This is a genomic window from Streptomyces canus 299MFChir4.1, assembly GCF_000383615.1.
Taxonomy (GTDB): domain Bacteria; phylum Actinomycetota; class Actinomycetes; order Streptomycetales; family Streptomycetaceae; genus Streptomyces; species Streptomyces canus_C.
Window position 1 is genome coordinate 1 of the sequence record NZ_KB911648.1, and the last position, 20,186, is coordinate 20,186.

General features: G+C 68.8%; 22 protein-coding genes. 20 read left to right on the forward strand and 2 right to left on the reverse strand.

The genetic code is table 11. The annotated features are described in order from the left end of the window. Window positions 1-273 precede the first annotated feature (273 nt). Window positions 274-1,041: a hypothetical protein gene (locus H293_RS58895; RefSeq protein WP_158694578.1), complete on the forward strand. Its 768-nt coding sequence runs from the start codon at window positions 274-276 to the stop codon at window positions 1,039-1,041. A 275-nt stretch (window positions 1,042-1,316) separates the two neighbouring features. Here H293_RS58895 and H293_RS0146830 read toward each other — a convergent pair whose 3' ends face one another. After that, window positions 1,317-1,889, reverse strand: a complete 573-nt coding sequence (locus H293_RS0146830; protein WP_020124670.1) for a TetR/AcrR family transcriptional regulator — start codon at window positions 1,887-1,889, stop codon at window positions 1,317-1,319. Between the two features lie 92 nt (window positions 1,890-1,981). Here H293_RS0146830 and H293_RS0146835 point away from each other — a divergent pair, with 92 nt between their 5' ends. From H293_RS0146835 to H293_RS0146870, 8 genes are all read left to right on the forward strand, one after another. Continuing rightward, the gene (locus H293_RS0146835) at window positions 1,982-2,875 is read left to right on the forward strand and encodes an alpha/beta fold hydrolase (protein WP_020124671.1); all 894 of its coding nucleotides are present in this window, start codon (window positions 1,982-1,984) and stop codon (window positions 2,873-2,875) included. Beyond that, complete coding sequence (locus H293_RS0146840; RefSeq protein WP_106968618.1) at window positions 2,839-3,762, forward strand: CE1 family esterase; 924 nt, start codon at window positions 2,839-2,841, stop codon at window positions 3,760-3,762. The genes H293_RS0146835 and H293_RS0146840 overlap by 37 nt, the downstream gene beginning before the upstream one ends. A 396-nt stretch (window positions 3,763-4,158) precedes the next feature. Then, a complete protein-coding gene (locus H293_RS0146845; RefSeq protein WP_028808822.1) occupies window positions 4,159-5,037 on the forward strand; it encodes a helix-turn-helix domain-containing protein in 879 nt (292 codons plus the stop codon). Beyond that, complete coding sequence (locus H293_RS0146850; RefSeq protein ID WP_020124674.1) at window positions 5,034-5,933, forward strand: aldo/keto reductase; 900 nt, start codon at window positions 5,034-5,036, stop codon at window positions 5,931-5,933. The genes H293_RS0146845 and H293_RS0146850 overlap by 4 nt, the downstream gene beginning before the upstream one ends. 25 nt (window positions 5,934-5,958) lie before the next feature. Then, window positions 5,959-6,258 (forward strand): hypothetical protein, encoded by a 300-nt coding sequence (locus tag H293_RS52010; RefSeq protein WP_033416728.1) that lies wholly within the window; start codon window positions 5,959-5,961, stop codon window positions 6,256-6,258. Between the two features lie 276 nt (window positions 6,259-6,534). Further along, window positions 6,535-7,308, forward strand: coding sequence for an alpha/beta fold hydrolase (locus H293_RS0146860; RefSeq protein ID WP_028808823.1), 774 nt, complete (start codon window positions 6,535-6,537; stop codon window positions 7,306-7,308). A gap of 63 nt (window positions 7,309-7,371) precedes the next feature. Then, window positions 7,372-7,677, forward strand: coding sequence for an EthD family reductase (locus H293_RS0146865; RefSeq protein ID WP_020124677.1), 306 nt, complete (start codon window positions 7,372-7,374; stop codon window positions 7,675-7,677). Window positions 7,678-8,455: 778 nt separating this feature from the next. After that, the gene (locus H293_RS0146870) at window positions 8,456-9,283 is read left to right on the forward strand and encodes an alpha/beta fold hydrolase (RefSeq protein ID WP_020124678.1); all 828 of its coding nucleotides are present in this window, start codon (window positions 8,456-8,458) and stop codon (window positions 9,281-9,283) included. 307 nt (window positions 9,284-9,590) lie between these two features. Here the strand turns inward: H293_RS0146870 and H293_RS0146875 are convergent, their stop codons facing one another. After that, a complete protein-coding gene (locus tag H293_RS0146875) occupies window positions 9,591-10,313 on the reverse strand; it encodes an L-threonylcarbamoyladenylate synthase (protein WP_020124679.1) in 723 nt (240 codons plus the stop codon). Between the two features lie 178 nt (window positions 10,314-10,491). On the opposite strand from H293_RS0146875, the gene H293_RS0146880 reads away from it, so the two are divergent. From H293_RS0146880 to H293_RS0146930, 11 genes are all read left to right on the forward strand, one after another. Continuing rightward, window positions 10,492-11,508, forward strand: a complete 1,017-nt coding sequence (locus H293_RS0146880) for an ABC transporter substrate-binding protein (protein WP_028808824.1) — start codon at window positions 10,492-10,494, stop codon at window positions 11,506-11,508. Window positions 11,509-11,563: 55 nt separating this feature from the next. After that, a complete protein-coding gene (locus tag H293_RS0146885; protein ID WP_020124681.1) occupies window positions 11,564-12,391 on the forward strand; it encodes an ABC transporter ATP-binding protein in 828 nt (275 codons plus the stop codon). Beyond that, window positions 12,388-13,197: an ABC transporter permease gene (locus H293_RS0146890; RefSeq protein ID WP_020124682.1), complete on the forward strand. Its 810-nt coding sequence runs from the start codon at window positions 12,388-12,390 to the stop codon at window positions 13,195-13,197. Before H293_RS0146885 ends, H293_RS0146890 begins: the two co-directional genes overlap by 4 nt. Further along, entirely contained in the window at window positions 13,194-14,015 is an 822-nt protein-coding gene (locus H293_RS0146895) for an ABC transporter permease (protein ID WP_020124683.1), read from the forward strand. Before H293_RS0146890 ends, H293_RS0146895 begins: the two co-directional genes overlap by 4 nt. Before the next feature lie 67 nt (window positions 14,016-14,082). Then, window positions 14,083-14,877, forward strand: a complete 795-nt coding sequence (locus H293_RS52015; protein ID WP_020124684.1) for an IclR family transcriptional regulator — start codon at window positions 14,083-14,085, stop codon at window positions 14,875-14,877. Between the two features lie 2 nt (window positions 14,878-14,879). Next, the gene (gene leuC, locus H293_RS0146905; RefSeq protein WP_020124685.1) at window positions 14,880-16,277 is read left to right on the forward strand and encodes a 3-isopropylmalate dehydratase large subunit; all 1,398 of its coding nucleotides are present in this window, start codon (window positions 14,880-14,882) and stop codon (window positions 16,275-16,277) included. Continuing rightward, on the forward strand, window positions 16,274-16,858 hold the full coding sequence (leuD, locus tag H293_RS0146910; RefSeq protein ID WP_020124686.1) for a 3-isopropylmalate dehydratase small subunit: 585 nt from the start codon (window positions 16,274-16,276) through the stop codon (window positions 16,856-16,858). The genes leuC and leuD overlap by 4 nt, the downstream gene beginning before the upstream one ends. Before the next feature lie 20 nt (window positions 16,859-16,878). Then, window positions 16,879-17,724 carry an isocitrate lyase/PEP mutase family protein gene (locus H293_RS0146915; RefSeq protein ID WP_020124687.1) on the forward strand — a complete coding sequence of 282 codons (846 nt, stop codon included), beginning with the start codon at window positions 16,879-16,881 and terminating at the stop codon, window positions 17,722-17,724. 27 nt (window positions 17,725-17,751) lie between these two features. Next, window positions 17,752-18,999 carry an aconitase/3-isopropylmalate dehydratase large subunit family protein gene (locus H293_RS0146920; protein ID WP_028808825.1) on the forward strand — a complete coding sequence of 416 codons (1,248 nt, stop codon included), beginning with the start codon at window positions 17,752-17,754 and terminating at the stop codon, window positions 18,997-18,999. Continuing rightward, complete coding sequence (locus H293_RS0146925) at window positions 18,996-19,511, forward strand: LeuD/DmdB family oxidoreductase small subunit (RefSeq protein WP_020124689.1); 516 nt, start codon at window positions 18,996-18,998, stop codon at window positions 19,509-19,511. The genes H293_RS0146920 and H293_RS0146925 overlap by 4 nt, the downstream gene beginning before the upstream one ends. Then, window positions 19,508-20,186, forward strand: a 679-nt coding sequence (locus tag H293_RS0146930; protein WP_020124690.1) for an AMP-binding protein, incomplete at its 3' end; no start/stop codon positions are given. The genes H293_RS0146925 and H293_RS0146930, both read left to right, overlap by 4 nt.

Consider the following 20,186-nt stretch of genomic DNA (forward strand, 5'->3'; position numbering starts at 1 on the left):
CTCGGCCCGCAGCATCGCGTCGACCAGCGGCGCGAACTCGTCGATCTTCCTGGGCACTACCTGGCCACTGGCCGAACGGCGCGGTGGTGTCGCCGGACCCGCGAGGTACTTGCGGACCGTCTTGCGGTCCAGCCCCGTCTCACGGGCGATCTCCGACAGGCTCATCGCCCCGGACTCCAACAGCCCACGAAACCGCCGAAGTTCCGACCACCGCTGCGGATCCAAGACCACTGTCGACCACCCCCTGCCGCAGCACACCGACTACGCAGCAGAGTGCCGACCAGGATCCCTCAACACATCCGCAACTGGCCGCATTCGCCCGTACGTGGGTGGGGACGTTCAGGTGTACGCCGACAACTCGTCGACGACCTGGCCGCAAACCGCGATGAGGTCGAGTCGAAAGCGAAGGCTTGGCTGCGGCACGAAGGCGCGAGCGCGAAAGGTCAGAGATGGGAACAGGACGGCTACCGCGTACCTGGTGGCGTCCCTGGCGAGCCGGGCTTCGATGCCGAACTCGCCCGCGTCCGCGCAGAGCTTGACGCGGCAACGGACCACCTCACCACCGCAGCGCGCCAGGAGATCCTCGGAGTGATCCTGGCAGCGCTCAGCGAGCCCATCGACACGGCCTTCGAACTCGAGACCGCTGCCTTCAATCGCCTGGCGTCCACGGCGACGACCGCACCACTCATTTTCGCCGCGATCAAACGCCTCCGTGATCGCACCGAACGCGGACAAGCCAAAGCCGATCCCGTCTCGGCCCGCCGCTGGCGAACCTTCACCCTCAGCAGCCGCCACCCGCTGCTGAACACTTTCGCTCCCAACCATCCCGACCGCGTCGTCGAAGTACCAATCGAAGACGGAGCGGGCGAGCACGATATCGACGGCCTTGTCGCTTCCGCCTCCGTCTACGGAATTCCCGTGCTCGTGCGGGTTCGAGAAGGCTCCGTCCTGCACGACGCGACCAAAGGGAGCATCGCGGAAGACGACTACGCCGACCCCCTAGAAGCGATGCTCGCGCGTACGCTCCTTGGCCGTTCCTAAAAGCCTGCTACCTGTAGCGGATCGCTTTGGTCGCCTACGCCTTCCTGGACCGCCGCCTTGGAGCGCGCCACCCGGACCGACCGGAACGACCCCATGGAGGGGCACCCGCTGTGGTGGTCCACCTGGCGCCGCCATCAACGGCGCGCCCGCCTCTGCCTCCACCATTGGCACGCATACGCCGACACCACACCATGATCAGACAGCTCCGCAGCAGCTGTCGACAGCTGCCGTGACTGACGCCCTGGTGTGCTGCCCCCTACCGAGAACTCTCGTGATCACGGGCGGTGCAAGCCGGTGAGGAGCAGGTCGAGGTAGCGCAGGCCGAGTGCGGCTCGCTCGGTCGGGTCGAGGGCACTCTGGATGTTCGCGGAGTAGGCGATGCCGCACATGAGAGGGGTCATGTCCGACTCGGTGACGCCGGGATCGATGACTCCCGCCGCGTGCGCGCGTGCCAGCAGTTCAGCGAAGGCTGTGGCGAGCCCTCGTTTGAGGTCGCCGGTCTGCTCCAGGCTGTCAGTGGCTGCGGCGAACACGGGAGGGACCGCCGGGTCGGTCAGCAGGACTTCGATCACCGCGGCGAGGAAGTCGCGCAACGCCGTCCACGGGTCGTCCTCGGCCACGGCGTCCTCGGCTCGCCGCAGCAGTCTCTCGATGGCGGGCAGCGCGACTGTCTCCAGCAGCGCTTCCGGCGTCGGAAAGTGCCGGTAGACGGTGGCCACGCCGATGGATGCGGTCCGCGCCACATCGTTGAGCTGCAGAGATTTGCCCTCATCGACATACTGCCGGGCGGTCTCGACGATGTGGCGCCAGTTCCGGGCGGCGTCCTTGCGCAACGGCGGGGTGCTCATACCCACAGCATAACCAGATACTCTATCCGCTTGTGTTACCTTGAAGCGGATGACTCATCCACTTACGGTTGGGTCCGCACGAGGAGACACCTATGCCTTTCACCGCGGACGCGGTCCCGCACCTTCCCGCCGGATTCGGTGACACCTTCACCAGCCGCACCGTTGAGGTGAACGGCGTCGACCTGCACGCCGTGGTCGGCGGGTCCGGCCCGGCGCTGCTGCTGTTGCCGGGTTGGCCGCAGTTCTGGTACTGCTGGCGGCTGATGATGCCCGCTCTCGCCGAGCACTTCACGGTCGTGGCCGCCGACATGCGCGGCATGGGTGCCAGCAGCAAGCCTGCCAGCGGGTACGACGCGGTCACCCTGGCCGATGACATGGCCGGCCTGATGACCTCCCTGGGCCACGACAGCTTCCAGGTCGCGGGCTACGACATGGGGATGATGGTCGGCTACGTGCTCGCCGCTCGCCATCGCGACCGGGTGACCAGGCTCGTGCTGGCCGAAGCGGTCCTCCCTGGCTTCAGTCCGATGCCCCCACTGCTCATGCCTCCCGAGGTCAACGAGCTGGCCTGGCACTTCGTCTTCAACCGTCTGGCCGAGATCAACGAGCGCATGGTGTCCGGCCGCGAGGAGATCTACTTCGGTTACCAGTTCGCCACCAAAGCCGCTAGTCCTACGGCCATCCCGCAGACTGCGGTGGACGTCTACGTCGACGCCCTGCGCGACCCCGCCGCATTGCACGCGAGCTTCGAGTTCTACCGCGCGGGAGAGTCCGGGGACCAGGTGGTCGCGCTGGCCGCCGAGGGGCCTCTGGACATTCCGGTTCTGGCGATCGGGGGCGAGCACGGCATGCGTGAGGGCGTCGAGCAGGCGGTGCGGCAGGTTGCCCCGAAGACCACAGGCGCCGTCGCACCGGGTGCGGCACATTTCGTGCCTGAGGAAGCGCCCGAATGGATGGCCCGCACCTTGATCGACTTCTTCGCCTGAACCGGAGAAACACCATGCTCAGCACCCTCACAGCCACCCGCGGCAGTGTCACCGTGGGCGAGGCCACCCGCACCTTCACTCTTGTCGGCACCGCGGCTCCGGGCGAGGCCAAGCCACTGATTCTCGTGTTCCACGGTTCCGGCCAGACCGGCGACAAGCATCGCGCCTTCACCGGCGGCGTCTTCGACGCGCTCGCCGCCCGCGGTGCACTGGTCGCCTACCTCGACGGTTATCGCGGCAACTGGAACGACGCCCGCCGCGAAAGCCGCTTTCCGGCCCGCCGAGCCGACATCGACGATGTCGGCTTCGCCCGCGCGGTCATCGCCACGTACGCCTCGGACCGGCGCATCGACACCAGCCGTGTCTATGCGGTCGGCTACTCCAACGGCGGCCAGATGGTCATACGTCTCGCCCACGAAACCCCCGGCCTGCTGGCCGGTGCGACGGTGATCGCCGCAACCATGCCCGCACCGGAGAACTTCCTCGCCGGTGAGGCACCTTGGGCTTCCTTGCCTGTCTTGCTGATACACGGCACCAAGGACCCCATCGTCTCCTACCAGGGCGGCACCATGAACTGGGCCCTGCGCACCATCTTCAAAGCAGGTGGATCGAGCTGGTCGGCCACCCGCACGGCTCGCTACTTCGCCGAGCGCAATGGGATCACCACCGAACCCACGACCACACGCTTGCCGAAGAAGACAACGGCCGACCCCACCGAGGTCGAACGCACCATGTATGAGGTAAGAGATGCGCCCCCGGTGGTCCTCTACACCATCCACGGAGGCGGCCACACCGTTCCCGGTCCCTCCTCCGCGCCGGCACTCGTCGGCAAGACCAGCCACCAGCTCGACACAGCGGACATCATCACTCAGTTCTTCGACCTCTGACACGCGGTGAAGACGGCGTTGACCTGGCCGCTGCGCCGCAGCAGGGAGCAGATGCTCTCGACGGGTCAGGGGTCCGGTGCGTAGACCGGCACCATCTGGCAGGTGATCCAGTCGTGGGTGTCGATGAACTCCCGCAGTCGGCGACCTCGTCCTGGTCAGTGGCACCGCGGGTCGTACGGTCCGCGGTGGCGGCGATGTCTTACCACGCGAACAAGCAGCGCGGTGACCGCCTTCCGGGAAGGCTTTCGCACGGAAGCCACACAGCGCCACCTGCGTGTTTGGCGCGTCGAGTCCGAGCCGCCGGACTGACCGGGGGACTGCCACAGCGTTGCCTCTGGTCAGCCTGGGTGCACTGCACCCAGGCCCCGGCAGCCGGTCCGCACTAGGGTCGTGAACGTGGACAGTGAGAACAAGCTCGGTGACTATCTGCGTGCCCGACGCGCTCTGGTCCGGCCGCAGGACGTCGGTCTGCCTGACGACGGTCCACGGCGGGTGCCAGGACTCCGGCGTGACGAGGTGGCGTTGCTCGCTGGGGTGAGCACGGACTACTACATCCGGTTGGAGCAGGGCAGAGAACGACATCCGTCCGACCAGGTGCTGCGGTCGATCGCCAGTGCGCTGCGGCTGGATGACGCCGCCGCTTCGCATTTGTTCCGGCTCGGCCTTCCGGTGTTCGGGGCGGGGGCGGCCGCGTCGCTGACCGTCGCTCCGGAGCTGTTGCGGCTGATGGACAGCATGCCGGACGTACCCGCCTTCCTGGTCGGCGCCGCGCAGGACATCCTGGGCGCGAACGCGATGGCGCGGGAGCTGTACCGCGGGTTCGCCCGGTACGACAACCTGCTGCGCATGATCTTCCTGGACCCGTACGCGAGGTCCTTCTACGGCGACTGGGACGCCGCGTCTCGGCTCGCGGTGAGCAATCTGCGGGCATCGTCCTCACAGTTCCCCTCGGATGAGCACATCGAGCGGGTCGTCGGCGAACTGACCCTGCACAGTCCGGCGTTCGCGAACCTGTGGGCTCGTTACGAGGTGCGTCCACGGACCCGGGAGAAGAAGCATTTCGTGCACCCGCGCGTAGGGGAACTGCGGCTGCACTTCGAGACGCTGGCGGTCGCCAGCGCCCCTGGGCAGCATCTGTCCGTCTACAGCGCCGAACCCGGCAGCGCCAGCCAAGACGGCCTGGTCCTCCTTCGCCGTCTGGCCGAGCAGGCGACTGCCGATGCCGAGAACTCCGACCAGGAGACAGCTCTGGAGAAAGGTGACACCCGACCATGACCACATCCCTCGCCGACCGCGTTGGCACCTACGAGATAGCCGGGAAGAAGATCGCTCGTCTGGGCTTCGGCGCCATGCGGCTGACCGGGCTCGGGGTGTGGGGCGAACCGGAGGACCGTGCGGAGTGCGTGCGTGTCGTGCGGCGTGCCGTCGAACTCGGCGTGCAGCTGATCGACACCGCCGACTCCTACGGCCCCTACATCAGCGAAGAGATCATCCGGGAGGCCATCCACCCCTACCCGCAGGATGTGTTGATCGCGACCAAGGCGGGTCTGACGCGCAATGGCCCGGACATCATCAGGCGGGGCGATGAACTGGTGCGCCTCGCGTCCAAGGCATGGCCGCCGGTCGGTCGCCCGGAGTACCTCCGCCAGGAGGCGCTGATGAGCCTGCGCCGGCTCGGCCTGGACCAGATCGACCTGTTCCAGCTCCATCGCGTTGACCCGAAGGTGCCGTTGGAGGACCAGGTCGGCGAGTTGAAGAACCTCCAGGACGAGGGCAAGATCGTCGCGATCGGGCTGTCCCAGGTCACGGTCGACCAGATCGAGCAGGCCCGTCGGATCGCGGACATCGTCACGGTCCAGAACCGGTACAACCTCACCGACCGGAGCTCGGCCGACGTCCTGGACTACTGCACACGGCACGGTATCGGTTTCATCCCCTGGGCGCCCGTGGCCGCGGGCGAGCTGGCCCGCCCCGGCGGGCCGGTCGACCGCATCGCGGCTGCGCACGACACCACTCCGTCCAACGTGGCACTCTCCTGGCTGTTGGCGCGCTCCGAGGTCATGCTCCCCATTCCCGGCACCTCCAAGGTCGCCCACCTGGAGGAGAACCTGGACTCGTCCCGACTGAGCCTCACCGAGACGGAGCTGGCGGAACTGGACGCGGCCGCATAGCCCACGCTCGCAGAAAGGCTTCCTGGTGTCCTCGCGCAACCCCCGCTCCGGGGCCGCACCCACGTCCGTCGGCCGGATCGCCGACGGTGCCGTGGGCACCGGAAGCCTTCCGCAGAGGCGCGCGCCGCGTACGGCGAGACACGAGAGGAGCCGGTGGACGCAGCCGGCGCTGCTGCTCATGGGCGTCATGCTCGCCGCGGTCAACATGCGGGCCGCGCTTGCCGGCACCCCACCGGTCCTCGGTGATCGAAGAGCACCTCGGAATCTAGGGGTGTTCATGGGCGTCGTCTCCCCGCTGGCGCCGAAGTTCGGTGACGACGTCTGAGTGAGGCGGTAGGTGGGTGCAGTGCACCCATGCCCTCGCACTCACCGCCGTTTAGCGTGGTGTGCGGGAGGCGAGGTCGTGGTGCCCGCGTCCAAGTCCCGTCAGCCATTAAGTGATACGGACGTTCTTCCGCATCCCGAAGAACGTCCGGCGGCCGACTGTGCCGCAGCAGTCCGGTTCCGGGCGTGAGCCGGGTCGCCCGTATGCACGCGCGATGCCGCCCAGACCCGGATTCCCGGAGCAATTGCCCTTCGCCCTCGGAGAAAGATCTTCGACGTGATTCTTCCGTTTGATGAAACAGGCCAAGGCGAGACGGTCGTGCTGCTGCACGCCAGGCCTGCCGACCGCACGATGTGGCGGGCACACCTTCCCCTGCTCGCCGAAGCCGGCGTCCGGGCCGTCGCCTTGGATCTGCCCGGCCACGGCGATGCTGCCACGGCCAGCCGGGACGGGGTGGCTCCCTGGGCCGATGTGCTGGAGACACTCGACCACCTCGGCGTCGACCGTTGCACCCTCGCCGGGAACTCGCTCGGCGCTCTGGTGGCGCTCCAGACCGCCGTCACAGAACCCCGGCGTGTGAAGGGTTTGGTGTCCATCGGCTACCGGCCGCATGACCTGCCGCCATCCTCCCGCCTGCTGGTCGCGTGGGACAGGGAGCGGGCCGCGCTGGAGGCCGGCGACATCGAAGCCGCCGTACAGGCCGGTGTCGAGGCCTGGACGTCGCCGAAGGCACCGGCCGACATACGCGAGCACGCCGCCGTCATGATGCGCAGCCAACTGGCCGCGCGCATCGCATACGGCGAACCGAAGCCGGCGGCGGACCCGTTGGGCACGGGCACGGGCGTCCTGCGCGAGCTGACCGTTCCGGCGCTGGTCGGCGTCGGTGAACTCGACATGCCTGACTTCTTCGAAGGCGGAGCGGGCCTGAGTGACGAGCTCGGGGCCGGCGAGGTCGTCGTCCTTCCGGACGCCGGGCACCTCGCTCCGCTGGAACAGCCCGAAGCCTTCTGTGCTCTGCTGCTCGACTTCCTGGGCCGTCTGCCCGCGTAGTCCCCCGACGGCCGCGTCTGGATGCGTCGGCCGTGCACTGGAAAGTGAGGGAAGAGGAAACCCATGGAAACCGTCTTCGTGATCTACAGGTCGAACGGAGAGGACTTCCGGTTCGATCATGAATACTTCGAGTCCGAGCACCTGCCGCTGGTGCGCGAGTCCTGGGAGCAGTACGGCCTGGAGTCAAGCACCGCTGTCTACCCCAAGGGTGAGGGGGACATCGTGGTCGTGGCGGTGAACCATTTCCGCGATGAAGAGGCCGCCCGCGCGGCGTTCAGTTCGCCGGAGAGCGAGGCGGTGATGAACGACATCGTTCGCTACACCGACCTCACCCCCACCCGACTTCGCGGCGTCTCCTTCACCTACTGAGGCCGCGCAGCCCGTCACTGAAGTCAGGCACGGCGAGATGGGACCCCCGCCTTCAGGGCCCATCTCGCCGTCGCCGTCGAACACCGGTAGTGGACCGAACGGACACCCGGTGAGTCGGGCGACCCGATGGGGCACTCTGGCTGCCAGGCTCCCTCACCGCGATCACTGTCCAGCGGCCGGCCCGCAACACAGCCCACGGGCCCGGTGGTTCGGACTCGCGCCGCCATCAAGTCCGGTCCCACCAGAGCCGCCCGCTCGGCCGGGCGACCGCGTATCGGCGGACAGGTAGTGACGCCAACTCCCAGGAATGCCCGGCGATGTCGCATATCCGCACCTGTCGGCCGGCTGACCGTGCGTGGCGTGGCGTCTTCGCTCGCGTGCGGCTCGGGCGGGGAGGTGGATGCCTGCCGCGTGGAACAGGCGGTCCCGGGAAACCGAGGCTTGCGTGAAAGCGGCTTCACCGTGGCCTCCGGCCACGTTCGAGGCGGCCGGGTCTGTTGCGGGCAGGAGGTTGGTGTGGTCGAGCCGCATCACGTTCAGGTCGGCCTCTTTCCCCGGTGTGAGACTGCCGGTGCGGTTGTCGATGCCCGCCGCGCGCGCCCTCGTGGTGGCGAAGGACAGCAGATCCGCGTGAGCGGGTTGCTGAGCAGGGACCTGACCTCGAAATGGCCGTGTCGTACTGGGCTTTGATGTAGAAAGAACGTTCTGCCTTGCATATATGCGGCTCTTGTGGCACGCTGTCCCTTGAAAGACAGATCGTTCTATCTATGAGGTTCTTGTGACTCTGCCTGCCCTTCGGCGATCAGCGTTCGTTGCCGCGGCTCTCACCGCCGTAGCCGCCGTCTCCATCCCGGTTGCCGGCGCCGCGGTGGCCGACCACCACGTCGACACGCCCAAGCCGACTGTCGTCTTCGTGCACGGTGCGTTCGCGGACGCCTCCGGGTGGTACGGCGCGATGGACAACCTGCGCAAGGACGGCTATCCGGTCCGTGCCGCGAACAACCCGCTGCGTGGCCTCCCCAGCGACGCCGCCTACGTCCGCGACTTCCTCAACAGCATCAACGGACCGATCATCCTCGTCGGCCACTCCTACGGCGGGGCGGTCATCACCCAGGCGGCCGCGGGTGACCCGGACGTCAAGGCCCTCGTCTACGTGGCGGCCTCGGTGCCGGACGTCGGCGAGTCCCTGGCCGACCTGAAGGCCCACCAGGTCGACGACCCCGCGCCCGCCCTCCCGCTGCAGCTGGTGAAGTTCACGGAGCCGGACGGATCCCAGGGCACCGACGCGTACATCGATCGGGCCAAGTTCCGCGACACCTTCGCCGGGGACGTCAATCCGACCGTGGCGGCCGACATGGCGGACACGCAGAAGGGGATCGACCTGGCGGCCCTCAACCAGAAGGCCACGGCGGCCGCGTGGAAGACCATTCCCTCGTGGTTCCTGATCGCCAAGCAGGACCACGCGAACAGCACGAACCTCCAGCGCTGGGAGGCCGAGCGTATCGGCGCGCACACCGTCGAGATCGACTCCTCGCACGCCGCCATGGTCAGCCACCCCGGGGCGGTATCGGACCTGGTCGAGCAGGCGGACCGCGGTACCAACTGACCCATCCGCACGCCCTGGCCCGGCAACCTGACCCGGCCGGCCATGGCCTGCCGCATGAGTTGCGCGCCTCAGGCGCAGCCACGACGCGAACCGCTGCCGGAAGTGATGTATATCCGGCAGCGGTTCGCGTTTGTCCTGTTCGCAGGCATCGCCGTGCGGGCGTGTTGTCGTCCGGTGGCATGTCGGAGGCGGTCATGCAAGCCGTCCGGCCACCCGCGAGACACGTGGACCTGCGGCGATGTGATGAGCGGTCGTCCTCATCCGCGGGGTGTGCGCTCCGCCGACCGCTCGCAAGCGAAGCGTCAGGTCACTGGGCCTGCTCGCGGAGATGACCGGAGGGCAGGGCGTCGCGCCCCGGGTCGGCGGGCAGCGTGATGCCGAACTGAGTGGCCATGATGTCGCTGATGAGCTCGTAACACGTCCCGATGCGGACGACCTCCATCGTGCTGAAGTCGATGATGGTCGAGGAGCGTCGGTAGTGGTGGTACTTGCGGAGGCCGTAGTCGATGACCAGGTCCACGGCGTCGATGATCGGTTGCTGGATTTCCTCGACGCGGAACTTGGTACCCGTGCCGGTGAGGTTGGCGGACGAACCGAGGAACGGCAGACCTGCCTGGTGACAGAGGCGGACCACCTCGTCCTGGAGACGACCGCCGTTGACCAGCAGTGCGAGGGTGTTTCCGACCGTGCTGGCGGCCAGCGTATCGGCCTCGACCGCCGCGACGACGGGATGATCCGCCCGGTAGGCGGCGACGACGGTGAGCGGCAGATCCGCGTCGATGGTGATCGCGTCGACGATTTCCTGCTCGCGACTGCCGAGTTCGTGCACCTCGCGGTGCAGCTCGTAGTTGCCGACCATCGCGTGGCGCTTGTGCGGAGCGCGGCGCTTGGCCACGAACAGCCGCTGCAGTGCCTCCGGTGAGCTCGCCCCCGCCCCGTACCCGATGTCGCCGGGGAGGATCACCGCGCCACCGGCCGTGATCGTGTCGAAGACGCGCTTCGCGTCGGCATTGATGTCGTGCCTGCCCATCCGAGCCTCCTTGCTCGTTATGTGGGAAGCATTGCCGTATTCCGGAACGGTGCCCGTTCCCGGCAAGCCGATCCACTGCCCTCAGTGTGTCCAACTTGTTGACTTGAGGTAAAGGCAGCATCTACCTTCATGCTGCTTCGTGGCAAGGGTTGCCACGATGTAGTCATCGGAGGACGTCATGCGTCGAAGCCTCGCGGCTCGAGCCGCCCTCGTGATCTCGGCACTGCTGGTCGTCGCGGGCTGCGGCGGCGGAAGTGGTGCCGAGAGCGCCGACCCGAAGCACCCGGTGACGATCGACGTCGCCGTGCTGGCGGCCACGGAGTTCTACGTCCTCCCCTGGCTGGTGGGCCAGAAGGAGGGCTTCTTCGCCGACCACGGGGTGGTCGTCAAGAACATCGTCGCGGGCAGTGGCGGCAGCGCAACGCTGCGGACGCAGCTCTCCGGCGGCATCCCCATCGGCGAGATCGGATACAAATCCGTCCTTGACGCCTCATCGCAGGGCATCCCGGTGCTCGCGGTCGGAGGAGGCGCGCAGGGACCTTACGGGGGCGACTTCTACGCCCGCGCCGACAACACACGGGTCAACGACCTTCGCGACATCAAGAAGTGGGCCTACACCAACCCCGGGTCCTCGGTCTACGCACTGTCGTTCCTGCTCCCGAAAGCGGCAGGGCTGCCCACCAAGGCGGAGCGCATCGCCGCCGGCGGAGTCGGCGAGGGGGAGGCCCTGCTGGAGGCGGGCACCGTCGACGTCGCCTGGCTGCCGCCGTCGCTGGCGAGCCGCAGCGAGCACAAGTTCAAGCTGGTCGTCTCGACGAGCAAGTACATCACCGACTTCCAGCAGAGCGTCATCACCACCAGCCCGGCCTACGCCAAGAAGCACCCCGACGTGGTACGAGGCGTCCTCGCGGGCTGGCAGCAGGCAGCGAAGTGGATCACCCAGAACCCGGATGCCGCTGCGCGCATCTACGCCGAGCACGTCGACCTGCCTGTCCCGGCAGCGGTCTCGGTGGTCCAGGGTGCGATCAAGTCGAACGTCTGGAACGTGGGCTTCAACTCCGCCGCGCTGAAGCGCGCCACCGAGGCCGCCGTGGTCAGCGGGTTCAAGGGCGACGTCAAGTACTGCGATTTCATCGACAGTTCGTACCTGCCCAGCGGCGCCACCGCCGAGCTGCCGGCCAAGTGCGGCGCATGACGGTCGTACCGGAACCAGGTTTCGCCCCTCCAGCCGCCACGGACACGGAGAACCGATGATGAACACAGACGCGGACACGACGTCCCGCCCCGCAGGCGCCGCACCCCCCGGAGCCGCGCACGTCGAGGCGACGGGCGTCGTGCGGGCCTTCGGGCCGGTGCAGGCGCTCGGAGCCGTCGACCTGCGCCTCCAAGCAGGCGAGTTCGTGTCGGTCGTGGGCCCGAGCGGCTGCGGAAAGTCGACGCTCCTGGAGATCGTCGGCGGTCTGCAGGTCCCGGACGCGGGCACGGTCGAGGTCGGCGGGGAGAAGCTGGCCGGGCCGCGAGAGCGCACCGCGATCGTGTTCCAGGACTCGGCGTGCCTGCCGTGGCGGACCGTCCTGGACAACGTCGCCTTCCCGCTGGAGGCAGCGAGGGTGCCCCGCAAGGAGCGCCGTGCCCGGGCCCAGGAACTCCTCGGCGTCGTCGGGCTCGCGGAGTTCGCCGGCCACCACCCCCACCAGCTCTCCGGAGGCATGCGTCAACGGGTGGCCATCGCCAGGGCGTTGATCACGGAGCCGGATCTCATCCTGGCCGACGAACCGTTCGGCGCCCTCGACGAACAGACCCGCATCCTCATGGCGTTCGAACTGCTCGCCGTCGTCGAACGGCTGTCGGCGAGCGTCCTGTTCATCACGCACAGCATCCAGGAGGCGGTCCTGCTGTCCGATCGCGTCCTGGTCATGAGCGCCCGGCCGGGGCGCATCCTGGACGAGATCGTCCTGGACCTGCCGCGGCCACGCGCCCAGAACACCCTCGCCCTCCCGGAAGCGGCCGCGGCCGTGGACCGGATCTGGACCACGCTGCGGACCGAGGCTTCGGCGTCGATGGGAGTGCCCCGATGAGGGCCGGTCGCCGGGGTGCCCCCGGGTACCTGCGGCTGGACCGGTCGAGGGCCGGCGGTCTGCCGGCCTGGGCGTGGCGGACGATCATCGTGGCCGCCGCGCTCGGCGCAGTCGAGTTGACGGCCCGGTTCGCACTGGACGGCTCCTACGAACTGGTCCCCATCACGACGATGGCCGAGCGGGCCGCCGAACTGCTCGTGGATCCCGGGTTTCTGACGCAGCACCTGCTGTGGAGCAGCGTCTCGGTGCTGGTGAGCTTCACCGCGGCCGCGGTCATCGGAATCGCGCTCGGTTACCTCATGCACGGTCACCCGTGGTGGAACCGGGCGCTGCGACCCTACCTGTCGGTCTTCTACGCCGTCCCGATCTTCGCGCTCTATCCGCTGCTGGTCGTCGTGTTCGGCACCGGTCTGATGCCGATCCTGCTGATAGCGACCGCGTTCAGCGCGGTCGTGGTCACCACGCACGCCTCCCTGGGGTTCGCGTCCGTGCCCCAGAACGTGGACAAGCTGGCGACAGCCGTCCGCACGTCCCGGTCCCAGTACGTGCGTCTGGTCCTCTTCCCGGCGGCACTTCCTGACATCATCGCCGGGGCCCGCCTCGGGTTCGCGTACTCGATCACCGCCGTGCTGGCCAGTGAGTTCATCCTGTCCACGCGCGGGGTCGGCCACTTCATCTCCACCGCGTACGCGGGCTTCATGTCCGTCGACATGTACGCCGGTATCTTCCTCGTCGCCGCGTTCTCACTCGTACTGATCGCTGTGGTCGACCGCGCGGCGGCCCACCTGGACTGGAGGCGCCGATGACCGCCCTTGCCGAGGCCTCGCCCTCGTTGAAACGCCGAACGCGCACCATCGGTGGCCGTGGCGGGCCCGCCCTGGTCGTGGCTTTCGTGGCTGTCGCCGTCTGGTGGGCGGGTGCCGTGGTGGCCGACTCGGCCGTCGTACCGACCCCCGACCAGTCCCTGCGCAGCCTCGTGACGGAGCTGGCGCAGCCTTCGTTTCGCGCGAGCGTGTTCGACACACTGCGCGTACTCGTCCAGAGTTACCTCTCCGCCGCCGTCGTCGGCGCAGTTGTCGGTGCCCTGCTGGGGGTGCGGCCCTTCTGGTCACGGGTCGCTCTGCCGCTGGCGTACGCGGTCAATACGGTGCCGAAGGTGACGCTCTTTCCGATCTTCTTCGTGTTCCTGGGCCTGGGGAACCTGAGCTGCGGGTCGTTCGCCTTCTTCTCCGGGGTGCTGCCGATGTTCCTCATCGCGGCGGAGGCCGCCCGCGGGGTCCCACAGGCGCAGCTCAAGCTTGCCGCGTCGCTCCGCGTCGGTGACCTGCGGGTTCTCCCGATGGTCGTCTGGCCCGCGGTCATGCCCGCCGTCGCGGCCGGGCTCCGGCTGACCTTCGGGTTCACTTTCCTCGGCTTGATCGTCGCTGAGATGTTCGCGGGCTCGTCGGGGCTCGGCCAGCAGCTCCTGCGCAATGTCGCCCTCGCCCGAATGGAATACATCGCCGGGGAGATCGTCCTGATCGCCCTACTGGCCCTCGTGCCCTTCCTGCTGCTCACGTGGCTCGAGAGGCGCATCAGTGACCGCTTCGGTCCCCGCCCGGCACCCCGCGGGAGCCGACCTTGACCAGCTTATTCTCGGGTGCGCGCCGCACATGAACGCTACGCATTTGATGGAAACGGAGAGCAGAACGATGTCTGAAGGCCAGCCCTCGATCCTCGTCATGGAGAAGGCGGTCCGCGTCCTTGATTGCTTCTCCCCGGGGCAGACCCGGCTGTCGTTGAGCGACATCCGGCGGATGACGGGCATGCCCAACTCAACGGTCGCCCGCCTGGTTCGCACCCTTGTGGCCAGTGAACTCCTGCAGCGGACGGGTGACGAGTACTGCGTCGGCCTCCGTGTGCTCGGCTGGGCGTCGGCCGCCTCGGCCGGCTCGGACCTGCTGGTGGCCGCCGAACCGGTGGCCGCGCACGTGCGGGACGTGACCGGCGAGACGGCCGGGCTCTACATCCGGCGCGGCACCACAAGGGTGGCGGTGATCGTCAAGCTCAGCTCGCGGTCGATCATCTACCGCAGTGACGTCGGTCAGCTCATGCCCATGCACCTGGGAGCGGCGGGCAAGGTGTTCATGGCCCACGACGAGCGGGTGCTCAACGCGGTGCTCGTCGAGACCGCCGAGCAGGCGCCCGGCGAGTCACGGGCCGCCCTGGACCGGCAGCTTGAGTTCGTGCGGGCGAACGGTTGGCTCCTGACCGAGGAGGAGCGCGAGACGGGCCTCAACTCGCTGGCCGCACCCGTGTTCGACGCGAGCGGCACGGTCGTGGCGGCCATCGCGGTCGGCGGCCCCTCGTCCCGCCTCGACCGGGCGGCGGCCGAGGACTTCGGTCCACTCATCGGCGACGCCGCCCGGGCCCTGTCGCGCCGCCTCGGCTACGACGGTGCCCCGGCCGGGCGGGCGCCGGGCACTACGAGCGAGGCGACGGCATAGCGATGGCAACCCTGCTGGACAAGATCTGGGACGCCCACGTGGTGCACCGCGGCGCCACGGGCAGCGATCTGCTCTACGTCGACTTCCACCTGCTCCACGAAGGCTCGAGCCCCCAGGCGTTCGAAGGCCTGCGCCTGGCCGGTCGCACGGTCCGCCGACCCGACCTCACGCTCGCGACCGAGGACCATGTCGTCCCCACCCGCGGCCAGTTGGGCCGAACCGGGGTGGCGGCGACCATGGTGGAGGCCCTGCGGCGCAATTGCGCCGAGTTCGGAATCCCGCTGCACCGGTCGGGCACGGAGGGCCAGGGCATCGTGCATGTCATCGGACCCGAACTCGGCATCACCCAGCCGGGCCGCGTCATCCTGTGCGGCGACAGCCACACGAGCACGCACGGCGCGTTCGGGGCGCTCGCCTTCGGCATCGGTACCAGCCAGGTCGAGCACGTGCTGGCGACGCAGATGGTCGCGTTCGCCAAGCCCCGGGCCATGGCCGTGACGCTGCACGGCGCGCTGCCGACGGGTGTCTCGGCGAAAGACGTGGCACTGGCCATCATCGGCCGGATCGGCACCGGAGGTGCGCAAGGCCATGTGATCGAGTACCGCGGGCCCGCCGTCGAGGCGATGTCGATGGAAGCGCGGCTGACGCTGTGCAACATGTCGATCGAGGCGGGTGCGAAGGCAGGCATGATCGCTCCCGACGACGTGACCGTCGAGTACCTTCGCGGCAGGCCGTACGCACCGACCGGGAAAGCCTGGGACGACGCCGTCGCATCGTGGAAGTCGCTGCGCAGCGACGACGATGCCGAATTCGACCGCAGCGTCGACATCGACGTGACGACCTTGTCCCCCTTCGTCAGCTGGGGCACGAACCCGAGCCAGGTCGTCGAGCTGAGCGGCGCGGTCCCGGACCCGGCCGATGCCCCCGATCCAGCCGGCCGGCGCGCAGCCGAACGAGCTCTGACGTACATGGATCTGTCTCCGGGAACCCCGATGCGGGAGATCCCGATCGACGTGGTGTTCCTGGGGTCCTGCACCAACGGACGCATCGAGGACCTCCGGGCGGCCGCCCAAGTCCTCGACGGCCGCCGCATCGCGCCCGGGGTGCGCATGCTCGTCGTCCCCGGTTCGGCCGCCGTCAAGCGCGCCGCCGAATCCGAAGGACTCGACGAGGTGTTCCGCAAGGCCGGCGCGCAGTGGCGTACGGCCGGCTGCTCACTGTGTGTCGCGATGAACGACGACTCCCTGGCGGCGGGGGAGCGGTGCGCCTCGACCTCCAACCGCAACTTCGAGGGCCGCCAAGGCCGGGGCGGCCGTACTCACCTGGTCTCGCCCACCACCGCCGCCGCGACGGCGGTGGCCGGCCGCCTCACCGCGCCGTCGACCCTGGAGACAGCATGAAACCCATCACCTCGATCACGGGTCGTGCGGTGGCGATCCGTCGCACGAACATCGACACCGACCAGATCATCGCCGCCCGGCACTGTTTGCGGACGACACGGACGGGCTTCGCCGAGCACCTCTTCGCCGCGTGGCGGGCAGAGCCGGGTTTCCCGCTGGCCGATCCGGCCCATGCCGGAGCCACAATCCTGCTCGCCGGCGCGGACTTCGGCTCCGGCTCGTCGCGTGAGCACGCCGTCTGGGCGCTGCAGGACCACGGTTTCGCAGTCGTCATCGCCTCCCGTTTCGGCGACATCTTCGCCGACAACGCTGTCCGGTCCGGACTCGTCGCCGCCGTGCTGGCGGACGACGAGGTGAGCAGCCTGATGGACGCCGTCGAGGCCGACCCGGCGTTGCCCATCGCGGTGGACCTCGTTGACCTGACCGTCCGCGCAGCCGGAATCGAAGCCCCGATCCGGATGGACGCCGACACCCGGCAGCGATTCCTGGACGGGCTGGACGGCATCGACGTGACCCTCCAGCACGAGGCGGCCATCCGCGCGTACGAGCTCACGCACGTCCCGATTGCCAGGGCGTCGTGACGACCAGAGAGGCGACCACCATGACCACCGCACCCGCCCGACTGCGCAGGCTGTTGTCCGAACCGGGCATGGTCCGCGCGCCCGGTGTCTACGACGGCATCGGCGCCCACCTCGTCCGACGTGCAGGTTTCCAGGTCGCCTACCTGACCGGCGCCGGAGCGGTGGCCGCAGGCTACGGCTTGCCCGACATCGGCCTTGCCACCGCGACGGAGATGGCCGACCGTGCGGAAGTCGTGGTCGAGGCCAGCGGACTCCCCGTCGTCGCGGACGCCGACACCGGCTACGGCAACCCGATGCACGTCGTGCGGACGGTGCGGGCCTACGAGCGCGCCGGTGTCGCGGCGATCCAGCTCGAGGACCAGGACTTCCCCAAGCGCTGCGGGCACCTCACCGACAAGTCGGTCATCAGCGCGGACGACTTCGTCCGCAAGCTCGCCGCCGCCCTCGACGCCAGGGAGAACGACACCGTCATCATCGCCCGCACCGACGCGCGCGGACCCGCGGGACTGGAGGAGGCCCTCACCCGCGCCCACCGGTACGCGGCCGAAGGGGCAGACATGATCTTCGTCGAAGCTCCGCAATCGGTGGCGGAGATCGAACGCATCGCCGCCGAGGTGCAAGCCCCCCTGGTGTTCAACGTCGTCCCCGCGGGACGGACCCCCGCCGTCCCGGACGCCGACCTCGAAAAGCTCGGGTTCCGTATGGCGATCTACCCGGGCGCGCTGCTCCAGCCCGTCACCGCCGCGATGGCCGCAGCCCTGGTCGACCTGGGCGGGGAGGACCCATACCTCGGGGACGGCCCGCTCGGCATATTCCGCGCGGTCGGCTTCGACGACTGGGCCGCGCTCGGCGAACGCTACCGCTGATCCGCCGCGACCACCGAAGGAGACCCAATGGGTATGACCATGGTCGAGAAGATCCTGGCCCGAGCCTCGGGCAGCGACGCGGTACACGCCGGCGACACCGTGGTCGCCAAGGTCGACATGAACATCTTGATCGACCTCATGTTCACCCAATGGCCTGATCCGCTGAAGATCGCCGACGCGGAGCGGACCGCCATCATCCTGGACCACGCAGTCCCGGCTCCCAGCGTCGTGGATGCGAACGCGGGGGTGCTCGCCCGTGAGTTCGCCGCGCGGTTCGGGATCGAGCGGTTCTTCGACGTCGGCCGCCACGGCATCTGCCACCAGGTGATCGCCGAGAACGCCCTGGCTCTCCCCGGGCAGGTCCTGACCTGCACGGACTCCCACACCTGCGCCGGCGGTGCCTACAACAACGCCGCTCGCGGGCTGGGGCCCGCCGAGATCATCTCGATCCTCTGCACCGGGCAGACCTGGTACAGCGTGGCGCCGACGATCCGCTACGAACTCACCGGCGCGCCCCCTCCCGGGATCAGCGGCAAGGACGTCTTCCTCCACCTCGCCGGGACCTGGGGAGACGCGACCAATCACACGCTGGAGTTCGGCGGTCCGGGGCTCGCCTCGCTGCCGATGAACGACCGCCGCACCATCGCCACCCAAGGTGCGGAGGTCAGCGCCGACTTCAGCGTCTTCGAGTTCGACGAGCACTGCGCCGCCTACCTGGCCGAGCACGGGGCCCCCGACTCGTTCACCCCCGCCGACCCCGACCCGGACGCCGTGTACGCCGCCACCCGCACGATCGACCTCGGCGCCCTCGTGCCGTACGTCGCCCGCCCGGGCAAGGTCAGCGAGAACGCGGTTCCCATCCCCGAGATCGAGGAGCGTGCGGTGCAGCAGTGCTTCATCGGCTCCTGCGCCAACGGCCAGCTCGAAGACCTGCGCATCGCGGCCGACATCCTCGACGGCCGACAGGTGGCGCGGGGCGTCCGGCTGATCGTCACTCCCGCATCGCAGCAGGTCTACCGGGACGCAGTCCGCCTCGGGTACGTCCAAACCCTGGCAGACGCCGGGGCCGTGGTCACGAACTCCACCTGCGGCGCCTGCTTCGGCTACCACATGGGCGTCCTCGGCGCGGGCGAGGTCTGTCTGACCTCGAGCACCCGCAACTTCCGCGGCCGGATGGGCAGCCCGGACGCCGAGATCTACATGGCCTCCACCGCCACGGTGGCCGGCTCCGCCGTGACCGGACGCATCACCGACCCGAGGAAGGTCCTGGCATGAGCCACACGATCACCGGCCGGACCTGGGTGATCGGGGACAGCATCGACACCGACGCCCTGTACCCCGGGTTCGCGATGCGCCTGCCCGTCCCCGAGGCGGCGACACATGTGCTCTACGACCTGCGGCCCGGCTGGGCCGCGCAGGTCCGTCCCGGGGACATCCTCGTGGCGGGCCGCAACTTCGGCATCGGTTCGAGCCGTCAGGTCGCGGCCTTGCTGCGCTATCTCGGCATCAGCGCGCTCGTCGCCGAGGACTTCAACTCCCTCTTCCACCGCAACGCGATCAATCACGGCCTGCCCGCCGTCACCGTCCCCGGCGTCAGCGGCATGGTCACCGAGGGCGACGTCATCACCCTCGACCTGGAAGCCGGCCTGCTCCGCAACGGAGACACCGAGGCCGCCTTCAGCCCCGTCCCGCCGATGATGCTGGAGATCCTCGACGCCGGCGGGCTGCTTCCCCGCCTCGTCGCCGCCGGTTATCTCGCCGACCCATCCGGAAAGGACCGACCATGAATCTGGCCATGAACCTGCTCGCGGCCGCCCGTTCGCAGCCCCGGCACCCGGCGATCAGACTGGACGGCTACTCGCTGGACTACGCGGCCCTGCACACCGCCGCCGCGGCCGTGGCCGGCGACCTGCGCGAACGAGGAGTAAAGCCGGGCGACCGGGTCGGCCTCGTGCTGCCGAACGTGCCCGCCTTCCCGGTCCTGTTCTACGGCGCGCTGCTCGCCGGCGCGATCGTGGTGCCGATGAACCCGCTGCTCAAGGCGCGCGAAGTCGAGTACTACCTGGGCGACTCGGGCACCAAGGTCGTCTACGGTTGGGAGGGCTCCGGCGAGGTGGTGCCCGAGGCCGCCAAGACCATGGGGATCACAGGGATCGTCGTCGCGGCGACCGGCCCTGCCGACCTGAGCGGTACCCCGATCGAGGAACCGGTCGAGCGCGCGGACGACGACACCGCCGTCATCCTCTACACCTCCGGTACCACGGGGCAGCCCAAGGGAGCGGAGCTCACCCACCACAATCTCTCCTCCAACGCGGCGACCACGTCCGAGACGTTGATCGAGATCGGTCCGGACGACGTGATCATGGGCTGCTTGCCCCTGTTCCACGTCTTCGGTCTCACCTGCGGGCTCAACGCCGCGGTCCGCGCGGGCGCCACACTGACGTTGATTCCGCGGTTCGATC